This window comes from Bacteroidota bacterium, from assembly GCA_018266755.1.
Classification (GTDB): Bacteria; Bacteroidota; Ignavibacteria; order Palsa-1295; family Palsa-1295; genus JAFDZW01.
This window is the reverse complement of record JAFDZW010000005.1, coordinates 1,165,657-1,187,750: the sequence shown is the minus strand read 5'-3', so window position 1 is coordinate 1,187,750 and position 22,094 is coordinate 1,165,657. Positions and strand designations below refer to the sequence as shown.

At 55.2% G+C, this 22,094-nt stretch carries 19 protein-coding genes and 1 tRNA gene; 8 read left to right on the top strand and 12 right to left on the bottom strand.

The features are described from left to right. Positions 1 to 368 precede the first annotated feature (368 nt). The 3 genes from JSS75_09695 to JSS75_09685 all read left to right on the top strand — a co-directional run bounded on the left by JSS75_09695 (position 369) and on the right by JSS75_09685 (position 3,792). The gene (locus JSS75_09695; protein ID MBS1903965.1) at positions 369 to 872 is read left to right on the top strand and encodes a tetratricopeptide repeat protein; all 504 of its coding nucleotides are present in this window, start codon (positions 369 to 371) and stop codon (positions 870 to 872) included. A gap of 236 nt (positions 873 to 1,108) precedes the next feature. Continuing rightward, positions 1,109 to 1,633, top strand: a complete 525-nt coding sequence (locus JSS75_09690) for a Rieske 2Fe-2S domain-containing protein (GenBank protein MBS1903964.1) — start codon at positions 1,109 to 1,111, stop codon at positions 1,631 to 1,633. A 230-nt stretch (positions 1,634 to 1,863) separates the two neighbouring features. Then, complete coding sequence (locus JSS75_09685) at positions 1,864 to 3,792, top strand: DNA primase (protein ID MBS1903963.1); 1,929 nt, start codon at positions 1,864 to 1,866, stop codon at positions 3,790 to 3,792. Positions 3,793 to 4,931: 1,139 nt separating this feature from the next. On the opposite strand, the gene JSS75_09680 is transcribed toward JSS75_09685, so the two are convergent. The 8 genes from JSS75_09680 to JSS75_09645 form a co-directional block, all read right to left on the bottom strand. Then, a complete protein-coding gene (locus tag JSS75_09680; GenBank protein MBS1903962.1) occupies positions 4,932 to 5,231 on the bottom strand; it encodes a hypothetical protein in 300 nt (99 codons plus the stop codon). Positions 5,232 to 5,436: 205 nt separating this feature from the next. Then, a complete protein-coding gene (locus JSS75_09675; GenBank protein MBS1903961.1) occupies positions 5,437 to 5,844 on the bottom strand; it encodes a DUF983 domain-containing protein in 408 nt (135 codons plus the stop codon). Then, complete coding sequence (locus JSS75_09670) at positions 5,841 to 6,275, bottom strand: DUF420 domain-containing protein (protein MBS1903960.1); 435 nt, start codon at positions 6,273 to 6,275, stop codon at positions 5,841 to 5,843. Before JSS75_09670 ends, JSS75_09675 begins: the two co-directional genes overlap by 4 nt. A gap of 10 nt (positions 6,276 to 6,285) precedes the next feature. Then, positions 6,286 to 6,930 (bottom strand): SCO family protein, encoded by a 645-nt coding sequence (locus JSS75_09665; protein ID MBS1903959.1) that lies wholly within the window; start codon positions 6,928 to 6,930, stop codon positions 6,286 to 6,288. 40 nt (positions 6,931 to 6,970) lie between these two features. Further along, on the bottom strand, positions 6,971 to 7,576 hold the full coding sequence (locus JSS75_09660) for a cytochrome c oxidase subunit 3 (protein ID MBS1903958.1): 606 nt from the start codon (positions 7,574 to 7,576) through the stop codon (positions 6,971 to 6,973). Between the two features lies 1 nt (position 7,577). After that, complete coding sequence (locus JSS75_09655) at positions 7,578 to 7,730, bottom strand: hypothetical protein (GenBank protein MBS1903957.1); 153 nt, start codon at positions 7,728 to 7,730, stop codon at positions 7,578 to 7,580. 55 nt (positions 7,731 to 7,785) lie between these two features. Further along, entirely contained in the window at positions 7,786 to 8,673 is an 888-nt protein-coding gene (gene cyoE / locus JSS75_09650; GenBank protein ID MBS1903956.1) for a protoheme IX farnesyltransferase, read from the bottom strand. 13 nt (positions 8,674 to 8,686) lie between these two features. Further along, on the bottom strand, positions 8,687 to 9,610 hold the full coding sequence (locus tag JSS75_09645; protein MBS1903955.1) for a heme A synthase: 924 nt from the start codon (positions 9,608 to 9,610) through the stop codon (positions 8,687 to 8,689). Between the two features lie 480 nt (positions 9,611 to 10,090). Between JSS75_09645 and JSS75_09640 the strand changes: the two genes are divergently transcribed. From JSS75_09640 to def, 4 genes are all read left to right on the top strand, one after another. Next, the gene (locus JSS75_09640) at positions 10,091 to 11,935 is read left to right on the top strand and encodes a hypothetical protein (GenBank protein ID MBS1903954.1); all 1,845 of its coding nucleotides are present in this window, start codon (positions 10,091 to 10,093) and stop codon (positions 11,933 to 11,935) included. 46 nt (positions 11,936 to 11,981) lie between these two features. Then, on the top strand, positions 11,982 to 13,877 hold the full coding sequence (locus JSS75_09635) for a T9SS type A sorting domain-containing protein (protein ID MBS1903953.1): 1,896 nt from the start codon (positions 11,982 to 11,984) through the stop codon (positions 13,875 to 13,877). Between the two features lie 82 nt (positions 13,878 to 13,959). Beyond that, a tRNA-Ala gene (locus JSS75_09630) sits at positions 13,960 to 14,032 on the top strand. A 108-nt stretch (positions 14,033 to 14,140) separates the two neighbouring features. Further along, positions 14,141 to 14,701: a peptide deformylase gene (gene def / locus JSS75_09625; GenBank protein MBS1903952.1), complete on the top strand. Its 561-nt coding sequence runs from the start codon at positions 14,141 to 14,143 to the stop codon at positions 14,699 to 14,701. Positions 14,702 to 14,727: 26 nt separating this feature from the next. On the opposite strand, the gene lanM is transcribed toward def, so the two are convergent. Next, a complete protein-coding gene (lanM, locus tag JSS75_09620; protein MBS1903951.1) occupies positions 14,728 to 17,640 on the bottom strand; it encodes a type 2 lantipeptide synthetase LanM in 2,913 nt (970 codons plus the stop codon). Positions 17,641 to 17,757: 117 nt separating this feature from the next. Further along, on the bottom strand, positions 17,758 to 18,051 hold the full coding sequence (locus JSS75_09615) for a hypothetical protein (protein MBS1903950.1): 294 nt from the start codon (positions 18,049 to 18,051) through the stop codon (positions 17,758 to 17,760). Positions 18,052 to 18,570: 519 nt separating this feature from the next. On the opposite strand from JSS75_09615, the gene JSS75_09610 reads away from it, so the two are divergent. Then, the gene (locus JSS75_09610; GenBank protein ID MBS1903949.1) at positions 18,571 to 19,854 is read left to right on the top strand and encodes an adenosylhomocysteinase; all 1,284 of its coding nucleotides are present in this window, start codon (positions 18,571 to 18,573) and stop codon (positions 19,852 to 19,854) included. A 56-nt stretch (positions 19,855 to 19,910) separates the two neighbouring features. On the opposite strand, the gene JSS75_09605 is transcribed toward JSS75_09610, so the two are convergent. Continuing rightward, positions 19,911 to 20,474 carry a hypothetical protein gene (locus JSS75_09605; protein MBS1903948.1) on the bottom strand — a complete coding sequence of 188 codons (564 nt, stop codon included), beginning with the start codon at positions 20,472 to 20,474 and terminating at the stop codon, positions 19,911 to 19,913. 190 nt (positions 20,475 to 20,664) lie between these two features. After that, positions 20,665 to 21,915 carry a hypothetical protein gene (locus JSS75_09600; GenBank protein ID MBS1903947.1) on the bottom strand — a complete coding sequence of 417 codons (1,251 nt, stop codon included), beginning with the start codon at positions 21,913 to 21,915 and terminating at the stop codon, positions 20,665 to 20,667. Positions 21,916 to 22,094 lie beyond the last annotated feature (179 nt).

Here is a 22,094-nt window from a genome sequence, read left to right as displayed (position 1 = left end):
TAAGTAGTTCATTGCATGTCAGTGCGACCGAAGCGAGGAATCTGTGACGACGATACACTTGAAGGTGTCAGCCGGCCGATAAGAGGCAGGCACCCCAGATTCCTCGTAGGGCTGAAGCGCTTCTTCGTAATGACAAGATAGAGGGCATTTCGGGGTGAATTCTCATTCATAATGCCCCGAAGCTGTAACGCACAGGCAGGGTGCGAAGTATATACGAGTGTAGGGTAAAGAGTGTCAGTTGAAAACCGGATTAGCCAATGACAGCGTACCAGTGACTGTAACTCGCCATCATTGACCAACCCAGACGGGCAGAAACCGAAAGGATTCACGTTCGTAAAAGAGAATAGAGACCACGGAGGTGGGCAGTTATGAAGACGACAACCAACATAGAAGACCTCGGACCCAAGGAGAAAGCGCAGGAATACCTGCAACGGGCATATAAGCTTCAGATGGCCGGACGGCTCGACGAAGCGATCGAGAACTACGAGACCTCGATCGAGCTTAATCCGACACCGGAAGCGTACACCTTTCTCGGCTGGGCGCATAGCTTCCTCGGCGATTACGACAAAGCGATCGACGAGTGCAAGATGGCGATTCAGCTCGATCCCGACTTCGGGAATCCGTACAACGACATCGGCGCTTATCTGATACAGAAAGGCGACACCGACGAAGCGATCCCGTATCTCGAGCTCGCAATGAAAGCCAGACGCTATGCGACCCCGCATTTCCCGCACTACAACCTGGGCCGCATCCTCGAACGCCGAGGCGATTGGTTCGAAGCGCTCGATGAGTATCAGGAAGCCATCGGACTCGAACCGAACTACACACTCGCCAAGGATGCGTACTACCGCCTCCTGTCGCTCATGAACTAAGTTTCGTTTCATGGTTGGACCCCGCTGCGCGTAACAGAACCCTTTGTTCACGCGGCGGGGTTTTTTATGTGACTTCGCAATTGTCATTCCGACCGAAGGGAGGAATCTGAGACGACGATACTCTCTGAGGTGTCAGTCGGCCGATACGTGGCAGGCACCCCAGATTCCTCGTCGGGCTAACACCGCTTCCCGGAATGACAAACGTGTGCGCGACGAACCACCCAAACATTGATCGTATGAACAGAAGAAACTTTCTCAAGAATACTACCATCACCGGTCTCGGCGCGATCGCCGGCATTGCTGCGTTGCAAGGCATCGATCTCTCGAATGTGCAGGCCGCGCCGCTCGTCCCGGGCGGAGGGGTGCGCGAGATTCCGCTCATGATTCAGGATACCCCGGAGCTTGCCGAAGTCGGCGGGGTCTACCATCTCGATATCGACGACCTCGAAAAGTCGATCCAGGTCGTCCGCACGGGCGAGTCGTCGTTTTTGGCGATCGATCTAAAGTGTACGCATAAAGGGTGCGACCTTGGCTACGAAGCAAAGGATGGCGGCAGATTCGTCTGCCCATGTCATGGCTCCATGTTCAAGGTCACGGGAGAGGTCATCAACGGTCCGGCGAAGCGGCCGGTGATGGCATACAAAACGAGCTTCAAGGATAATACCGTCACCGTATACGTCCCCGAGCCAGCGCCCGGAGGTGATACTCTGGCACCGGCAAGCGACTCGTTGGCAGCCCCGCCGGATTCGAGCAAGAAATAAGCTTTGGGAGGCAAGTACCACAGGCCATTGCGAACGAAGACCGCAGTGCGGCTGTCGTGATGAATCCTTTCGGAGTTGTACGAAAGCCTGTGGCAAACCGGAAGGGATTCTTCGTTCCACTCAGAATGACTCTATTCTTGAGGAAGTCAGAAGCAGGAATCTTGTGTTCTGCTTCTGACTTTTGCATTTCCTGCTAACGAGTACCGACTACCGATTACCGACCAACCCTGATGCGAGGACCCGATGATATTGTCGAGCGGATCCGCGATGCCGTGAGCATCGTGGATATCGTCGGGCAGCATGTCCGCTTGCGCAAGCGTGGACGAAATTACCTCGGGCTCTGCCCCTTCCACTCCGAGAAAACTCCTTCATTTAACGTTCTCGAGGATAAGGGGATCTTCAAGTGCTTTGGCTGCGGCGAAGGCGGCGACGTGTTTTCTTTCCTCATGAAGATCGAGGGGTTGACCTTCCCGGAAACGCTCGAACGCCTCGCGAAACACGTCGGGATCGAATACACGCCGATGGCACAAAAGCCCGCCGGCGAGCAAGACCGCACGGAATCGCTGTCGAATGCATGCCGCGAGTACGCTGCTTTTTGCTACCGCTCGCTCAGAAGCGAAGCGGGAGTGGTGGCGATGAAGTACCTCAAAGACCGTCGGTTCTCCGATGAAGCGCTCCATCGGTTCGGTATCGGCTATTCGCCCGAGGGAGAGGCATCGTTCCTTCAGGCGCACGAGCACTCGAAGTCGTCGCTGAAGATCTACGAAGAGGCGGGGATCATCACCAAAGGAAATAGTGGTGAGTACGACCGGTTTCATGGCCGTGTGATCTTCCCGATCTATTCACCGGTCGGAAAATTGATTGGCTTCGGCGGTCGCATCCTGCCGTCGGACTCGGTGAAGTCGATGGCGAAGTATGTCAACTCGCCCGAGACAGCGATCTACCACAAGTCGCACGTTCTGTACGGACTCTACCAAGCAAAAGACGCCATCCGCAAGCAGGACTTTGCGCTGCTTGTCGAAGGCTATGCGGATGTCGTCGCGCTCGCACAGGCGGGGTTTACGAACGTTGTTGCCGCAAGCGGGACATCGCTCACGACCGACCAGCTCAACTTGTTGCGCCGGTACACAAAGAAAATCGTGCTGCTCTTCGATGCGGACCAAGCCGGACGTAATGCTGCCGAACGTGGCATCGATCTTGCGCTTGCCGCAGACTTCGACGTGAGTACAGTCGTACTGCCTGGCGATCATGACCCCGACTCGTTCATTCGCGAAAAAGGCGCACAGGCGTTCGCCGAGGAGTTGGAGCGCCGCACGTCGTTCGTCGAAACCAAAGCGAAGCTGCTGAAGGATACAGGGGCGTTCGACACCCCGGAGGGCTCTGCGCGAGCTGTGCGTTCGATCGTCGAGACGATCGCAAAGGTTAATGATCCGATCAAGCGTGAGTTTTTTGTGCGACGTATTGCCGAGAAGTTCAGGTTACTCGAGACAACATTGCTCAGCGAGTTGACCAAGATCCGCAAAGGTGACGAGGTGCGTGAGAATCGCTTGAAGATGCGCGAAGAGCAGCAGCGCCAGGCATCCGACGATATTCCGCTTCCTCCCGAACCGCCGTCCGATCCGCTTGATGCGTTCGTCATGCATGTCGCGCCGAGTGTGCCGCCGACGAATGCCGAACTCACGCTGCTTCGTGCGTTCCTCGAGAACACGGAGCTTGCCTATAAATCGGCCATCGAGGTCGACTTCGATTTTGCGCTCATCGAACATCCCATCGTGCAGTCGGTCATCCTGATGTGCACACGGGAGTTCGAAGAGACGGCCGCATCGCCGTCGGTTGCTCACTTGCTCGAAGATTTCGAGGACGACGAACTCGCTCGAACGATGATCGTCGATGCCGCCGCGCATCAGATCCATATTAGCGACGAATGGGTCGATGCCGCACCAACGGAATTCGAATTACGAGAGCAGATCCGACTCGCCGTCCATCAAAGCGCAGCGCTGATCATGCGCCGCGCACTCGAACGCGAACTCGTGACAATCCGCGAACGCCTCAGAGAACCGCTCACCGAAGAAGACACGACGAAACTCATGCAGGACAGCATGGAAGTATCGCGCCGCCTCGAAGACCTGCGTGGCGTGCAGGCGAGGTTTCATCTTTAGCGAATCAGAAGAATACGCTTCGATACCCCTCCCGAAACGAAATGGTAGAACCCGGCGGTGAGCCTTCTCAGATCGACTATTACTATCGAAGGCTCTGCTGGTAAAGTCCCTTCGAGCACTCTTCGCCCTAATTCATCATAGATGACGTAATGGCCTCCCATGCACCCATCGCCTGTATGGATCTTCAACGCAGAACCGGCCACAGTTGGGAAAGCAGCAAACACTGATCCTTTCTTGGTAGGCGCGATGCCCAGATCACTCCTCAGAGAGAACTGAACCGTGAGTTTGGTAAGTTGACTTGCAGTATCAAGGGCTGTAATAGTGTCGTTGTTTAGCCAATGATTTACGTAGTCGGTATCTTGTGCTATCCGAGTGAATCGAACACGATGCAGCCTGACGGAATCCCCAGCGATTGTCGCGGAGAGATGCCCGCGAGAACTAAGCAAGTGAATGTTCTCGATGAGCAAAGAGTCGTAGAACCAATCGGTCAGCATGTGAACGCGAACTCGAAGGGACAGGGACAGAATATCTCTCGTCACCGGGTCAATGAGGACTCTCAACGGGAACGTGTCGCTCGCGGAGTCGTGATAGAGGAGAGTATCGCCGAACCGGACCGTATAGTCCGAAAGTACGCTACTACCGAATGCCCCCCAGACCATTCCCATGGTGTCCTGTAGTACAGATGTGAACGCTCCGGTACTGTCCTGTCCCAGTCGTACACCATGCCAGGTAGTGGCGAAATGATCGAACTCGACCCAGGTGGTGTCAGATTGGGCTATCGATATCTGTGGCATCGACCACAATAAGGCTAGGGCAATGAGGTATTTCCAACCCATAGGGCATCGGCATTATCTCAACTGAAACACGCTTTCGGTCCGTTGGTTGCGCGATGGGTGCAGAAAACATTCTTGACAGTCCGACCCATTGATCAGCATTTCGACATCGCGTCCTCGCCTAGAGTTTAGATCAATGACGATCGAAGCGCCGAGTCGTTATAGAACGGCAAGACGCCGAATCTACAGAAACCTCAGCGCCTTGAATTTCGGCGTGCGCAATGTCGAAGCCCAGAGCCTATGGTGCTCCACGTTCGGCTTGAAATCGTGTGAATCCACTAATCCGACGAATCCGTGTTCAGGCGATCACTTGCGTCCGAACCGCTCTTTGATCGCTTCGCGGACCATGCCGTAGGTGCCGAGCGTCGATTCGGGGTGACTTTTCTGGTAGGAAGATTTGATGACCCAAACAGCAGCGCTTCCGACGAGACTCATCGGGAGAAAGGCCAGCGAGATAATACTGTAGTAGAACCCGTCCGAAAGCTTCTTACCGGCCGAGGTCATCGATTCCTTGCACATCGGACACGATTGTGCAAAGACAAGCGAAGCGGTCATGACGATCACAACTGCGAACAGCGCGGGGGCAATGGTGCGGATGGTCTTCATAGTGGTATACTAACAATGCGGGGTGGGAATAGGGTTTCGCGCCGGTTTTCCTGATAGTGGTTCTGTCTGCACGGTCTACAACGATGTTATTCTGAGCATAGTGAGAATGTTGTTGACGGAGCCTTTCTGCGTTTCATCGAGGGATTCTTCGCTTTGCTCAGAATGACGGTACTTTGGGCAGAATGGCAAGGGAATATAGATTTTTCTAATCCGGATATAGCCTTCCCATCAAATGCAGTGCGGCGGCCCAGAGGCTCTTGCTTCGGGGGTAGAACCAGATGGGGAACAGCCCGTTGAGCGCAACAAGCACGATCAGCTCGACGGTCAGCGACGCATTGAACCCATACTCGAGCACCACATAGACGGCGACGAAGATCACCGTAATGATCATGATGCTCAGGTACATCGACGCGACGTACTCGCCATCCTCGCGGTTGTAATTCACGCCACAGTTCGCACACCGGTCGCGCATCGTGAAGTACGACGAGAACATGGTCTTTTCGCCGCAGACCGGACATTGTTTACGCCATCCGCGAAGGAGTATCTGCACGATATGTTTCGAGGTGAACGACGGATCGGTATGAAGCGCCGTATGATCGTGCGAATGGTTCATGAGATCACCTGCGGAAAAATTTGATACAACAGCAAATAGATCACGACGCCCGTGACCGAGACGTAGAGCCAGATCGGATACGTCCATTTCGCGATCTTACGATGTAATGCGTCCTTTCGTTTCAACCCGCGCACGAGCGTGATCGCGACCAGCACCGGGACGGTGGCTGCAAGGAGTGTGTGCGTCAGCAGGATCGTCAGATAGATGGGCCGAAACCAGACCGGATCTCGAAACGGGACGGTCAGATGCACTGCAAAATGATACGTCAGGTAGCTTGCAAGAAAGAGCGCCGACACGCAGACGGAAGCGATCATAAGTTTCTTATGTGCTTCGATCTCTCGGTTGCGAATTTTCTTTCGTGCCGTGAGTAAAAGTACCGATGCCGTCGCATTGAGCGTGGCATTGAGGAGTGGCAGATCGTTAAGCGTCATTCGTGCGGCCTTAGTCTTTCTTGCCTTCGCGCAACAATTCTCCGAGATCGGCGAGCACCTTGCTCTGGGCGTCTTCTTCGGTACCGTTGTAGTATCCGCGAATGTTGCCGGTGCGGTCTACGAGTACGAGGCGCTCGCTATGCACGATCGGTTCGTGAACATCTTCGTGCGCCGAATCGAGTGTCAGATGGAAGCCGTCTTTTGCCATCGAGTAGATCGTGGCAACCTTGCCCGTGAGGAACGTCCAACGCTTCGGGTCTGCGCTGTACTTCTTCGCATAGTCTTTTAGAACCGGCGGAGTGTCGTTGTTCGGATCGACACTGATGCTCACGAGTTGCACATCGGGCGGTGTCTTGGAAATGGCGCTCTGGATGGCCGCCATACGCGCGGTGAGCATTGGGCAGGTGCCTGCGCAATTGGTGAAGATCAAATCGACGAGCCAGATCTTGCCTTTAAGGTCTTTAAGCGAGACCGGCGCATTATCCTGGTTGGTTAGCGTAAAATCGGGGACGGCACCGTATGCGGGCAGAACGCGAGTTGGCTGGTCTTTCTCCTGATGTCGCATCCAATCGGAGAGTGCGAATATCCCAATTCCAACGAGGGCAACGACGAGGATGCCCCACAGCATTTTATTCACTTTTTTGTCAGTAGCCATACGAGTCGATCCTTATTGCAATAGTTTGGATTAATAATCTCTAATTGATATAAGCGAGTGTCCCCATGATGAACCACATGGCGAACATTAAATAATAAAATGTCAGCGTGTTGTTGAACCCGACGAGCTGTGGTGTGGAAAATGGCAGATCCTTCGCTTTGCGCACATAACTCACGAGGCCGTACGAGCCGCCGAGAAAATGCAGCAGAAAAATTCCGGTAATCGTGAAGTAGAGCCCGCCGAATACAGTGCTAAAATGCACACCACCCCCTATCAAGCGCCACCATTCGAGCCCGAATGCCAGTACGAAGAGCACTGAAATGCCGGCCGAGATCGTCGTCATCGTTCGAAAACGTTCGAGCGCCCCCTGCCGCATCGCATTGCGTGCCAGGATCATCGCAATCACATTGGCAAGCAACACAACGATCGACGGCAACACTTTTATGAACGTCATCGGCGGCGTCCCGAGCGGCGGCCACACATCGTTGTTGCCTCGCAGCACGAACCAACCGCCGAAGAGCCCGGCGAAGAGCATGATCGTGAGCCCGATGTAGAGCAGAAATGCAAAGCGCTTGGAGTTGACAAGCTCCGAGCCGTCGTGGGTCGTATCGCCGAGGCCTTGCCGTTCGTAGAGATAGCCAAACATCTTACAGACTTGGGTAGATAATGATATACGTGACTGCAATAGCAAGGATCAGACCGATCACAAGCATCAAGATAGTGAGCGTGCGCTTGTTTTCTTTGCGTGCCGTGACCGATGTCTTGACGGTCACGCCGTTCGATAGCGGTTGTTGTGTCATTGGTTGCAGTTGCTGACAGTAGAGCCGGCGTTCAGCCGGAACCACGTCGTTGTTGTCACAATGTATCCAGCACCATCAACCCAAGCAGAACGGGTAAATGGAGGATGGATGCGATGAGCAGTCCGCGTGCGGAAGCATTCGTGCGCTTGAAGATCACCTGTACGCCTGCCGCAAGGTATCCGACGCTGAGCAAGAGTGCGCCGAAGAAATACAATTTGCCCGTCATCCCGAGCATGGTCGGCATGAGGCTGATCGGCAGCAGCGCAACGAGATAGACGATCGACTGATGCGCCGCCGACACGCCGTCGGTGTCGATGACCGTCAGCATCGGCAAGCCGGCACGTTCGTAATCCTTCCGGTACATCCATGCAATGGCAAGGAAATGCGGAATCTGCCACAGGAATAAGATTGCGAACAGTGTCCATCCCCGGATGTCGATGCCACCCGTTACTGCGGCCCAGCCGATCAGGATCGGGACGGCGCCCGGGAATGCACCGACGATCGTCGCAAGCGACGTCGTGCGTTTCATCGGCGTATAGATAAACAAATACCCGACGAGCGTTGCGATCGCCAGCAGCGACGAAATACCGTTGACGAACAAAAGCAGGTAGAGCGATCCGATGATCGAGGTAACGATACCGAACGTCAGGCCTGATGCTTTCGAGATGCGTCCCGCCGGGAGCGGACGTCGTTCGGTACGGTGCATTTTGGCATCGAGCGTGATCTCGATGACTTGATTGAGTGCGCCGCCTCCTGCAGTCACCAGCCCCGTACCGATGAGCGTATGCAGCAGCAGAATGTAGTTGAGATCGTGATGCGACGCCAGCCAGAACGAGGCGAAGGTCGTGATGAGCGCATAGAAACCAATACCCGGTTTCGAGAGGTCGAAGAAATCCCGTAGAAGCTGTTTCAGCTCCGACGGATTCGACTCGGGGGCCGGCATTGCTTGCTCCACTCTAACTGACGATTGAAGGTGACGTCACGGCACCGGCCGCTATACGATCGCTCGCCGCCATGCGAAGCCGGTGATGGATACGGATGGCAAGGATGACTTCCGTCATGAGCACTGCCGCGCCGTTCATCACATGCAGCGAGGTCCAGTTCGGTTCTTTCCCCGACCAGATCGTGATCGCCCCGAGTGTGATCTGCACGAGCACAAGCAACATCGAGAAGATGGCCGGTGTGCGGAATGAGCGCTCTGTGCGATATGCGCGAAGCGATTTGATGGCCGTGGTGAAAATCAATACAGCGACAACCCACGCCCACGTCCGGTGGATGAAGTTCAGCACCACGCCCAGATCGCTGAAGTGCGGGATCAGTGAGCCGTTCGCCAGCGGCCAGGTTGCAATGGCGAGGCCCGCTTCTTCATGACGCATGACCGCCCCGAACACTAATTGCAAGAAAATGGCAGCGACGGTATACTTCGATAGTGTGCGAAGCGACGATCCGGATTCTTGTACTTTCACCGTGTCGTCGTCCCACTTTCGTGAAGTGACGAGCGCGATGGCCGTCGCGATACAGAGTGTTGTCTGGGCGAGCGAGGCATGTGAGGTCGAGATCCAGGTCGGGAGCAGGAATATCACGGTCAGTCCGCCGAGGATGCCCTGCGCGATCACTGCTGCTAACGCAAGCCAGCCAAGGCGTTTGACCCAGGAGCGGCTTTCGAGCCGCCAGAGCATGAACGCCTGCACTAAGATCAGGAAACCGACGAACGATGCAAGCAGTCTGTGGCTATGCTCGTAAAAGATATTCGCACGCCAGAGGTCGATCGGGAAGGCATACATGAACTGGCCATAGGTGTTCGGCCAATCGGGGACGGAAAGACCGGCGTCGTGACTTTTTACCAGTGCCCCGACAAAGATCAGGAATAGTGTCATCACTGCCGTAAATACGGCAAACACGTGTACGAAACGGCTGCGAGGTCTGGCGATATGTCCCGAATCCATCACTTCTCCAAAAGCGTCCGGCCCGTATAACACGCAGCAGGGGAAATGTATTCTCGCTGATGGCAGGACGGCGTCGGAAGTGGGTGTTAACTTCAGCGCTTGCATAATTACAATACCGGACCTCCTCCAGTGGCTCAGTTTGAAATTGTATAAAAGATGTCATTCTGAGCGAAGCGAAGAATCCCTATGTCGGAGCCTCACAGGGTTTCATCAAGGGATTCTTCGCTTCGCTCAGAATGACGACTGGTTGAGTGGTTCAAGGGGGGGTTACTGCGTTTCATCGAGGGATTCTTCGCTTCGCTCAGAATGACGATGGTGATACAGTCAACACCGAGCCGCCGCCGGGCACCCGATGCTGCAACTATTTTACCTAATTTGTGTCTTTTATATCTACACACAGGCAGCTCACCAGACTTGCAGCACTTCCATCGGATCTGGCTTGTAGGGTCACTCGTCGTCACATTGACAGCGGGGCATGTTCGCGCGAGCGTACTCGACGACTCGACGCAAGTGTTGGTCGATCGCTGGGTCGATTCGGTTCTGCGAGCAAGTCCCTCGGCGCTCGCACTCTACCGTTCGGCAAATTCATATCCCCGTTTCCTTGAATTGCGAGCGCTCTCGGCGCTCGGCATCACGATCGACACCACCGGATTTGGCGGCGGCATTCCGGTCCAGGACATTATGGACACCGTTTCTGCGAAGTCGGTTGCCAGCGATGCCGAGAATTATCAGAACGACCCCTCGCTCGTGATCAACCGACGCAATCCGGCGATCGTCGCCATCGGTGCGAACGATCACCGCATGTCGAGCTATGGGATGCCATGTTATTATTCGGTCGATACCGGACATACATGGCGCACGACATTCCTGCCCACACAATTCGGGACGCAGGCGCTTGGCGATCCGATCCTTGCATATCATATCGACGGCACGCTCTATTATGCATATATGCGTGCAGAGGTCGGGTTGCAGCATGACAATATTATGGTCGCCATCAGTACCGACGGGTTTACCTGGCGAAACGGGACTCCCGTGATCCCCGTCGATTCACTCAGTGGTTACGAGGACAAGGAATTTATTTGTGTCGATCGCTCCGTCTATAGTTCGCATGCGGGGCGTGTCTATGTCGTCTGGACGCACTACGACACCAGTGGTGTCACCGGCTCGGTGAAGATCAGCTATTCGGACGATACATGTAGGACCTGGAGTCTGCCGAAGACTATCTCGCCCGATGTGGGGCATTTCTGCGAGGTGAAGACCGGGAAGTACGGCGAGGTCGTGGTCGGATATTCGGTCGAGAAGGATTCGCTCACCGGTACGCACTGGATTGCAGTATCGAAGGATGGATGCAGTACGTTTACGAAGCGGTTCGTATCGAACTATACGATCTATCCGGCCAATATCAACGGCTACCCTGCGCTCAAAGGCGAGCGCGGATTCCGCTGCTATCCGTACATGAGCTTCGACGTGAACATCTTCAACAGTCAGATCCATCTTGTCTACGGCGACTGGTTCGTTGGCGGAAAGGTCGCGATGCTCTATTATCTTACGAGCGGCAATCTCGGTGCGAACTGGAGTTTCCCATACGCAGTCGGATATTCAGGCAAATTGCCGAGCGATACGACGCTGGCAGACCGCTTCTGCCCTTGGGTTTCGGTAAGCCAACTGACCGGAGAAGCGTATGCGACCTACTACTCGAGTGAGGGAGACACAGCCAATAGGCGTGCGGCAGCGTATCGCGTCGAGCTTGATCATGACGGATCGTCGCATGCGAGGGAGTTGAGCGTGCAGGATTTCGATCCGCTCGAAGTGAAGAACGGTCCAGGCAAGCAACCGTTTATCGGCGATTACATCACTTCCGATGCGTACGAACCCGTCTATGCTTCCGCCTGGACAGAAGGTCACCCCGATTCGAAGATTGGGAATATCGTTGGGTTTGTCGGGGTCAACCGTACCACCAGCGCAGTCCCCGCTACGGCCGATGCGCCGAAGAACGATATGATCCGATCGATATCGCCGAACCCGGTACATGGCAACAGTATTACCGTGCGCGTGTCCAGCGATCACGATACACCGGCTTCGGTGGAGCTGTGCGACGAACTTGGAAAACGAGTTGCGGTGATCTGGGAAGGACGACTGCCCGCTCAGACGAAGGCTTCCTCATTGATGTGTACACTGCCTACAGTTAGTGCCGGTGCATACATCGTTCGCGTTACGACCGATACGGCATCTGATTGTCAATGGGTCCATATCGAGTAACATCCGTTGTTTGGTGATTGCATTTTTCCTCTATTGAACGTCCAATATGAAACAATATCGTATGTCCTCGCTTGCGGTGATCCTCGGAGTATCAGTTGTTCTTCACTCTGTTTCGTTTGCGCAGCAGCGCGCCTCTAGATTCACGCAGAACGAACGTCGGATCCAGGATTGGATCGAGCAACAATGTGAGCAAGATCCGAATGTGCGTTACCTCAATACGCATGCCGACGCATACGGTAGAATGTTGCGTCTGCGTGCAGCCCATGCGCTCGGGATCAGTACCGACGCTATTCCCGATGGCCGGTCCGACGTGAATGAATCGCTCAAACGTATTCCGGACGATAGCGGTGTTGCCGTGAATGTGTCGAAATCGAAGTTCACGCAGCAAAATGAAACGACTATTGCGATCGATCGCAAGGATCCGAAGATCGTCGTTGCAGGCGCCAACGACGACAATATGTATGTCAGCGGTATGCCGGTGTATTACACGAATAATGCAGGCAAGAATTGGTCGCGTACATACGTCCAGGCTCCCGCGTCGTCAACCGGTACATGGGTTGCGATGGGCGACCCAGTGATGGCCGCCGGTGCGAACGGAATACTCTACTATGCATATATATACGGTGATCCGTATACTGGCCCCTCGATTGTGGACAATTTCGTGGTTGCGACCAGTGTGAATGGTCGTACTTGGAAAAACGGATCGTTGGTCGTTCCCGACGATCAGATAGACGGGTTCGAGGATAAAGAAGCACTGTGTGTCGATAATAGTCCGACGAGTCCGTACTACGGCCGCGTCTATCTGGTGTGGGCTCATTACGATTTGAACGGTGGCGGCGAAACACGGATCGTCTATAGCGACGATACCTGTCAAACGTGGAGCACATGGACTGTGATCGAAACCTCCGTGGAGGAGTTCGGCTCCGTCAAAACGGGACGAAATGGAGAAGTATTGGTAAGTTATAGCAGTGTGTTTGCCGACTCGCTCGGAAATCCCGCCGCATACCATGTGCTCTATGTCTCGACGGATGGAGCATCGTCGTTCGAGATGCGTCCGATCCATGAATATGATCCATTCTTTCAGAATGTCACCGGCTATCCTGCGCTCAAGGGCGACTACGGTCCGCGATGCGAGCCATACATGTCGTTCGATGTCGATCTGCGCAACAACGATCTGCATCTGGTTTTTGGCAGTGAGTGGAATGGTGACGGAGCAGTGCAATTCTATGTCAGGAGCACGGACCTCGGGCAGACCTGGAGCGAACCGATCGCCGTCGGATATAACGGCACCGCGCCCGGCACTCAGCCTGTGCTCGACCGATTTTGTCCGCTGGTCAGCGTGAACCAGCGCACCGGCGATGCCTTCCTGACCTGCTACTCGAGCGAGCGCGATCCGAATAATATTTTGACAGCGCCGTTTCGCTATCATCTCAATGCTGCTGGCGACAGTTCGACGACCGCGCTCGAACCGAACGACTTCGATCCCACTGTCGTCGGCGCACTCAACGGGGGGCCGGCATTTATCGGAGACTATATCGGCGCCGATTTGCTCGATTCCATCTATGCTGCCGCTTGGACCGAAGGCGTCTCGTCGGATGGGGAGGTGTTCGTCTATCTCGGTTTACCAAAGACAACCGCCAGTTCGCCGAATGCGGTGCCGATGCTCGTCGCTTCGAAGAGCTTGCGCCTTTCTTCTGTGTATCCGAACCCGGCATTGAATGGGAAGATCACCTTGAATGTCTATTCTCCAGTGTCGGCGAACGGCGTTATCGAACTGACCGACGTCAACGGTCGTGAGGTCGCACAGCTCTGGGCCGGCCAACTGGAAGAAGGAGTCGCATCACAGATCTCGTGTTCGCTTCCTGCGGTGGCTGCGGGGAGTTATCGCGTGACGCTCCGAACCCCCGATGCCAGCGACCAGGTGCAGTTGGTAATCCGGTAAGGATACACCGACTATCAGGCTCGTCTCGAATCGGAACCTTCGGCGGCGAAAACCAATTATTACTCCGCATTCAAAAAACCGAGGGCCTGTAGCTCATCTGGTAGAGCGCTACATTCGCATTGTAGAGGTAAGGGGTTCGACTCCCCTCAGGTCCACGAGCCGCGCTCGCGCGGCAAATGTAAAATTACAAATGTAAAATGTAAAATTGGCATAAGCCTGCATTTCTAATTTTACATTTTACGTTTGTAATTTTACATTTTCCCTTGATTCTACCGATCTACACCTTCGACCAACCGGTGCTTCGGCGCGAGACCGAACGCATCGCCGACGACACGGCCGAGTTGCAGTCGCTCATCGATAATATGATCGAGACGATGCACAACGCCGACGGCATTGGCTTGGCTGCGAATCAGGTCGGCAAGGGGTTGATGATGACGGTCGTCGATGTCTCGCATGCGAAAGGCTACGAAGGCACATCGCCGATCGTACTGATCAATCCCGAACTCATCGGCACCTTCGGTGAGTCGGTCTTCGAGGAGGGGTGTTTGAGTCTTCCCGATATTCGCGAGGATGTCGTGCGCCCGTCGGAGATCGGCGTGAAATTCCTCGACCGCAATTTCAACGAGGTCGAACTCGAAGCCGATAAGTTGCTCGCGCGCGTCATCCAACACGAGATCGACCACCTCCACGGCATCTACTTCATCGACCACATCAGCAAGTTCAAGCTCTCGCTCCTCAAAGGCAAGCTCACGAAGATGAAGAAAGGCGAGATCGAAGCGGACTATCCGCTGCAGCCGCCTCCGCCCGCGAAGAAGAAGCGGTAGGTTCTGCTCGCCACCGTTTTGTCCTGCTATACGAAGCTCAACAAGGGATTAACCCGCGTTGGCTGTGCTGCTCGCAACAGTCCGAAGGCGAGTCCTGCGCTCCCTGAAAACAAGGAAGCTGCCAACGTGGAGTAGTTGCTCGCAGGTGAGGTCGTAGCCAAAGCCTTTGTCGCACAAGCGATACAATGTTGGATGTGTGCATCCGCGGGGATTGTGGGCAGGGAAAGCAACGCATCGATCGCACCGGCTGTGCCGCAACACAATCCCGGAGAAACATCCGATAGTACGTCTATGCATTCTGCCGATAGCGCATGAGTAGCCTTCGCGCCGATGAACGAAGTCCCAAGATCATGCGCGATAGCAAAGCGCGCGAGCAACGCCCCGGATCGTCCGTTGCACCATCCCCAATTCGTACGATCCTGCATCGGTACATCGAGAAAACGACCGTCCGCCCAACCGGCTTCGCGTTCTACCCAGAACGTATCGTCGAATTCGATGGCCTGCATCGCAACGTTGGCTGCGTCCGCATCGCTGCGAATGGCCGCGTACCTCGCGAGCGCCATTGCGATCCCCGACGCACCGTGACTGACGTGCGGCAGAGGTTTGCCACCGTTTACCGACCAACTTGCCCCGCTGTCAGAGCGCTTTGCATTTGCGATGATCAATCTCGCAATGTGATCGGCTGTTCGCAGCAACGACTCTGTTGGGGACAAGCGATATAGGGCGAGGACGGAGAGCAGGAGCCCAGCTCGTCCATAGAGCACCTCGTCACGCTTTGCCTCGTCGGCCAAGCGGCCAGCATACGATACCGCGATCGTTGCCGCACGTTCGATCAGCGCTTCGTCTTGCGCGCAACGTCCGACGCGTGCCATTGCATACAACAAGCCGCCCAGACCTCTTGCCATCCCGCACCCCCGACGAGCGCTCTCGGGAGCGTCGGTGCGTCGAACAGCATCGAAGACCGATCGGGCTATCTGCATCCAACCCCGCTCATCTGTGAGGGCGGCCGCTTCCGCTATCGCGATCGCTGTACCTGCGCTCCCTTCGTACAGCGATTCGACATCGCTGTGAGCCATTGTGGAAGCGACTCCAGCCGCATATGCAGCATACACCCATGAGGTGTTTCCGTTCTGTTCGATCCGAGCATCGATGATCGCCTCGACGAGCTGAAGTGCATGCCGTTCCACATCGCTTGCATTCGTCGGATCCGGAGCAACTACAGAGAGTTCGCGATCTCTGTTGAGCATCCGCTCACGAATCTGTCGGATTTGGATCTGCCGATCGAATTCATCGACTCCTTCGATACGGAGTTTCGCCCCTGCAAGGGGTGTGTGCATGAGCTCGGCGCCTGCGCACAGTATTTCGTCCGACGCCACCTCGAAGCGTGGGACATCGCCGCGCATCAAACTTTCGATCTCTACAGGGATCAGTGTTTGAACGTTGTCCATTCGAAATTGGCTCAGGATCGCCAAGTCCGATTCGATCAACGCCCGGCGTGACTCCGTGGAGCGGAGCACCGGCGGACTCAACGAACGCGAGAGCACGTTCATGTAATCCATGGTCGGCCGAGCCAGCAGTCTCACCGGACATGAGGCATACTCAGCCATGATTCCGTTCGGACCCACTAGCTCATCCTTATGGCAACTTATGTAGTGGTGGACGGTCGAGAACCCGTCGATGATCCTGTCGATCCATGCTTCCGGATGTTGCACGGCTCCGTTGAAGCTCGGAAGATTCGGAGATGAATGCGACTGCACCTGCACCGGACGGATCTGTAAATCGTCACTCCCGATCGCGCATGGCACCATATCGATATGGGGAGTACTTGCGAACGCGCTCAGGGCGCCGATGACGATCTCCTGATGCTCGGCTCGGTCTGTATCGTGCTCTCGCTTGACGAGCGATTGCACAGCGATCGGTAGTATTCCGAGCTCAAGGACAGATTCACGAACATCCAGATCGTCGAGCGTCAAGTTCTGTTCCGTCTGTAGCCGTTTGTCTCCGTGCGTGCTAAGTGCGAGCCGCGCACGCAGCAGGGGCTCCGCATCTACCACGACAGGGTACTCTCCACTGACGATGATGTTTTCGTGGTGCAGATCGCAGGTTCCGAGAGCGTGCGCTATTCCCATCAGTGCACCGTATCGGGTATAGCAACGTGCAACCGCGTCACGATCTCTGCAATCTTGCCTGCCCACGAATTCCATGAATCCGTAGTCGCCAAAGTCCGCGATCCGGGGAAGTGGAAATTCTTGATCGAGAGACTCCCTCACGAGCTTCTCCACAATCCGAGCCCAGGCCATTTCCGGGGCGAGGGTCCGCGGTTTATAGAGAATGCGGTGAGTACCAAATCGAAGAATCACGGCGGTTCGTCCGAAATTATGCGGATCGGAGATGCCAAACGTTACACCATCGAGCACTGTAACAGGTGCCCCGATGATCGTCGCGAGATCGGGAAGATGTTTGGATACGCGAGCAACAATCTCCTCGCACATCACCAACCAATGTTCTTGTGCGATCCGCAATAGTCGTCCAAGCTCCGGGTACGAACCATCCGGCCCGAATGTGCGCTCGATCTCTTCCCACTCGATGTATGCGTTAAGCACGGCAGTGCTTCTGCCTTCGGTATCCGGACCTGGTGCCGCCTTCCGCGGACGCCACAACGGGTTGAGCACGAGGTGGAAGCTGGAGAACCGTTGAACGATGATCAAATTGGTCAGCCGAGCCAAGGTTTGCTCATACCCGTGCAACAGGTCTGCCAGTACGTCGGAGCTCACGAATAATCCGGTCGATGAAAGCCGTTGGGATAGCTCTGCCGCCGCTCTCTCGAGTAGTGGGGAGAGCAACTCCTTGACGATCGGTTTGCGGTTCAGCGATTGGCTGAACTCCAGGTCGACCGGTTCATCGTCAGAGTTCTGTGTGACTGTTGGAAGTATTGGCATTCGGAAGTCTTCGGAAGCTCGCTTCGGTATGCGTTGATGACAAAAGGCAACACTGCGGTCCTCGGTGTTGAGGACCGCAGTGCGATTACCTGTTCGTGCGTGACAGACTACGTACGCTCAGATGCAGGTTAGCGATGCCAAGGACCCGGCACAGATCGGTGTCGTGGCGGTGCATGTTGTACACCACCATGTACCGCTATTCGATGCCTTTGCCATGGTCGCTGCGGCGAGGTCGCTACCCACGTATGGCGGCAGGGTGATCGTGTGCGTGTTCTCTGCATCTTGCACCACGTTCACCTTGACGCCGGCTGGTACTTCGATCCCACGCTCCTGAAGGACCGCGGCCGGGTTCTTCACCATTCGGTCGCGTAGTCCCTGGTCATGTGCGCACTCGATTTTCAGCTTGTCCAACTCGGACAGTGCGATTGTTTTTGGCCAATTCATCATAGTTACGTTGATTAAGTTGTGGAAATATAAGGTATGCCTACTCTATCAAGGCTTTTCGGCAAACCGCCTTTTGTATCCTGATCGCTCGCGAGGTATACTGCAAGTATCTGGGGTAAAAACTTTGATGGCGGGCACTCCTACATCGTGGGCTGCCGCTCCATCATTATGCCAAGGCAATATTCTAAATATACGCATACTGTGGGGATATTCCAAATTATTGACTAATGTTTTTTAAACTGTTTTCTGACTTTGACTTATTTACATAATTTGCCGAATACCGTTTCTATTGATATTCCGGGACCAAGCGCAGTAATGTATTCATACGTAGTGATTGGCAGAGGATTGGCAAGTTGATAACTCAGTCGGACAGGGATCAAATTATTCACTGCACACCATCTTGAACGAACCCCATCCCCAATCTGTTATACGCCCGATTTACGTAGGACTATATCATTCCACTACTATTTTCTCAAGGATACACTAATGGACGAGAAGAAGGGACAATATAAAGTTCGTGACCTGAAGCTGGCCGATGCCGGTCGTCGTCAGATCGAATGGGCCGAGAGCCGCATGCCGGTCTTGATGGCGCTTCGCGAGAAGTATTCCAAGACCAAGCCGCTCGCCGGGTACAAGATCGCCGGATGCTTGCATGTCACGAAGGAGACCGCCGTGCTGATCGAGACGCTCGCCGCCGCCGGCGCCGAGGTGTCGTGGAGCGGTTGCAACCCTCTTTCGACCAACGACGAAGTTGCCGCAGCGCTCGCGGTCGGCGGTCGTACCCAGATCTTCGCCTGGTATGGCATGAATGTCGAAGAATTCTACTGGTGCATCGACCGTACGCTCGACTTCAAGCCGAACCTGACGCTCGATGACGGCGCCGACCTCATCTTTACCGTCCACAACAAGTATCCCGAACTCGCTGCTGGTATCATCGGCGGTACCGAAGAGACCACGACAGGTGTGCACCGTCTGCGCGCAATGGCGGACGACGGCAAGCTCATGTATCCGGTCGTTGCCGTCAACGATGCCGAGACCAAGTGGGATTTCGATAACGTCTACGGTACGGGCCAATCGACACTCGACGGTGTCATCCGCGCCACGAGCGTGCTGCTGGCTGGCAAGAACGTCGTCGTCGCAGGCTACGGCCACTGCGGCAAGGGCGTCGCGACCCGCGCGAAGGGCATGGGCGCGAACGTGATCGTCACCGAAATCAAGCCGACCGCTGCGCTGAAGGCAACGCTCGAAGGCATGCAGGTCATGCCGATGGACGAAGCTGCGAAGATCGGCGATATCTTCATCACCGCCACCGGTGTGAAGGATATTCTCGTCGGCCGCCACTTCGATTCGATGAAGGACGGCGCGATCTTCTGCAACACCGGTCACTATGACTGCGAGATCAATATTCCGGATCTCGAGGACCGCGCCGCAACCAAGCGCACGATCCGTGCGAACTGCGAAGAGTATATCTTGAGCGGTAACCGCCGCGTGTACCTGCTCGCACAGGGCCGCCTCGTGAACCTGGCTGCCGCCGAAGGACACCCGTCCGAGGTGATGGACATGAGCTTCGCGAACCAGTTCATGTCGCAGCTCCGCCTGGTGAAGGTGGACAAGGGTGAGGAGATCATGGAGCGCGGGAAGGTCTATGATATCCCGGTCGAACAGGATCAGGAGATCGCCGGTGTCAAGCTCGCAACCAACGGCGTCAAGATCGATGTGCTCACCGAAGAGCAGATCGCATACGCAATGGACTACGCTGCAGGCACCTGAGGCAGGGAGATACCAATCTGTCAAGGAAGGCCGATCAGCATGATCGGCCTTTTTTGTTAGCGGTCGTGCACTACGATCAATCCGTTCGATGAGAGGTTCGAACCCGCACGTGCCACGATCTGATACCGTCCCGGGGGCCAACGACTGACATCCACTTTCAGCACATGGTCACCCGCGCTGAATGACTGTTCGGCGATGTCGGCCTGCAACCGGCCGTCAATGTCGTAGGCCCGGACCGAGACAGTGCCAGGATCGTGGCAACTTACTGTCAGTTGGAAAGACGTTGACGCCGGGTCGCCCTGAAGCGAACTGGTAAACGACGGCGGCGGGGTGGGAGTAGGTGATCCGTCATCATGGCCTGAGATGTTGAGCCTCCAGACACCCATGCCCGGTACTCCCGCGAATAACCATCCATCCATGAACCGTGCCAGCCGTGCAGAATGAATTCCGATCGGCAGCGTATCATAACTTCTGGTCCACGTGACGCCTCGGTCTGTGGACCTGAATAAGCCGCTGTCGGCCATGACAAACAGATCTGGGCTTGCGTCGCAAAACCAATACGAGTTACCGCTTAGCTGCAAGAGTGTGTCCGTTGCACCTGCACAGTCAAGAACATCCACGAGCCCGGAGCGAACAACGACGGGATATGGAGGTCTTGTATACTCCCGAAAGAGTTGAAGACCGGTCGAGGTCGTAGCCGAGTTTGGTACCCAGCTTCCATCGTCTGCAAGTCGGAATCGGTAATGTGGACGTGCGACGTCAACGTTAATGGATTGATCACATCCAAGCACCACGCTGCAAGAAGGAAGATTAGGATGCAAGAGTTGTCGTGATGTCCTTCCACGTGGCACCATGATCGGAGCTGACCGCAATTCCCTTGTAGCAAGAGAAGTACAGCTTATCGTTATGTTCGACGAGGCCTGTGGTCGAACCGGACACCCAACCGAACACTCGGGGCGTGATTTCTTCCCACGTCGTTGAATCGAACGTCCGAATAAGCACCCCATTGTCGAGCGCAAGGATCAGCCCGTTTCGCTGGTTTCCGGGATACACAAAGAGCAGGTGACCGTAGAGGTATGGAATGTAGTATCGACTCCATGTTATGCCATGGTCGGTCGAGTGTTGAGCACCACGATCCCATACAAAGGCCAGCATTCCGTCCTTCCACGGAAGCAGATCCCATACGCTGGACTCGGCGATCCCGGTTGACGATGGATCCCATGTCATCCCCCCGTCTGCCGATCGGAATACTGCATCACGAACCGCGGAGAGGATCTGGTTGCCGTAGTCGTTCATGTCATTTGGTAACTGGAGTGCACTGTCGGCTTGTGTTTTCTGCCATGTGGCGCCGTGGTCCGAAGATCGGAAGAGTCCGTCGCTTCTGATCGCGAACAACGACGTGTTGGCTTGGAAGATTGAGTTCACTGCCTTGTCACCAAGCGCGAGTACGTGCCACGACAGGCCAATATCTGTTGACTCAAGAACTCCCCATGGCCCGCTTCTCGCCGCCGTCAGCATTCGGTTACCATCGACCACCAGATGGCCCATGTACTCACCGAAACTGGTATCCAATCCTGTAGTGCATCGTTGCCAGGTACTTCCTGCATCGAATGACCGGTAGACTCCCTTATTGAATGTGGCGGCAACGAGCACGCCCTGTGTTTCGACCATCTGGGTGACCCGGACGTGGTTAAGACCGGGAAAGTCGGGGACCCACGTTTTGCCGCCATCGTCTGAACGTCGGACTTCACCGTCGTCGCTGTTGGAGTGGGAAACATCGGTGCACAATGCGTAGAGTGAACCCCGCCGTGATGCCAGCTCCCGCACGATGATGCTCTGCAATGTCGAGGGCTGCCACGTCGCCCCGTTGTCAAGCGAAAGAAACAGTCCTCGATCGGTACCAAGATAGCACGTTCCACCGACAGCGGCGATGCAGTTGATAGTAAACCCGTCCGGTGAGGGGCTAGTCACGGTCCACGTGTTCCCGCCATCGCTTGAGGTGTGTACTGCTTTCTCAGAGGCAACGAGCAGATACGACCCGGATGCTGCGAACCGCTTCATTTCGCCGCCTGCTGGTCCACTCGTTGACTGCCATTGAGCAAAACCTGGAGTCGCACAAGGGACCAGTGAGACAAGTAGTATACAACACTGTAGGAGTAAATGGCCCATTGATGATGCTTGCATGGAGACGATGGAATCTGATGGGGCAACACTCGCTCGTCTGAATAGTTGCACCATCT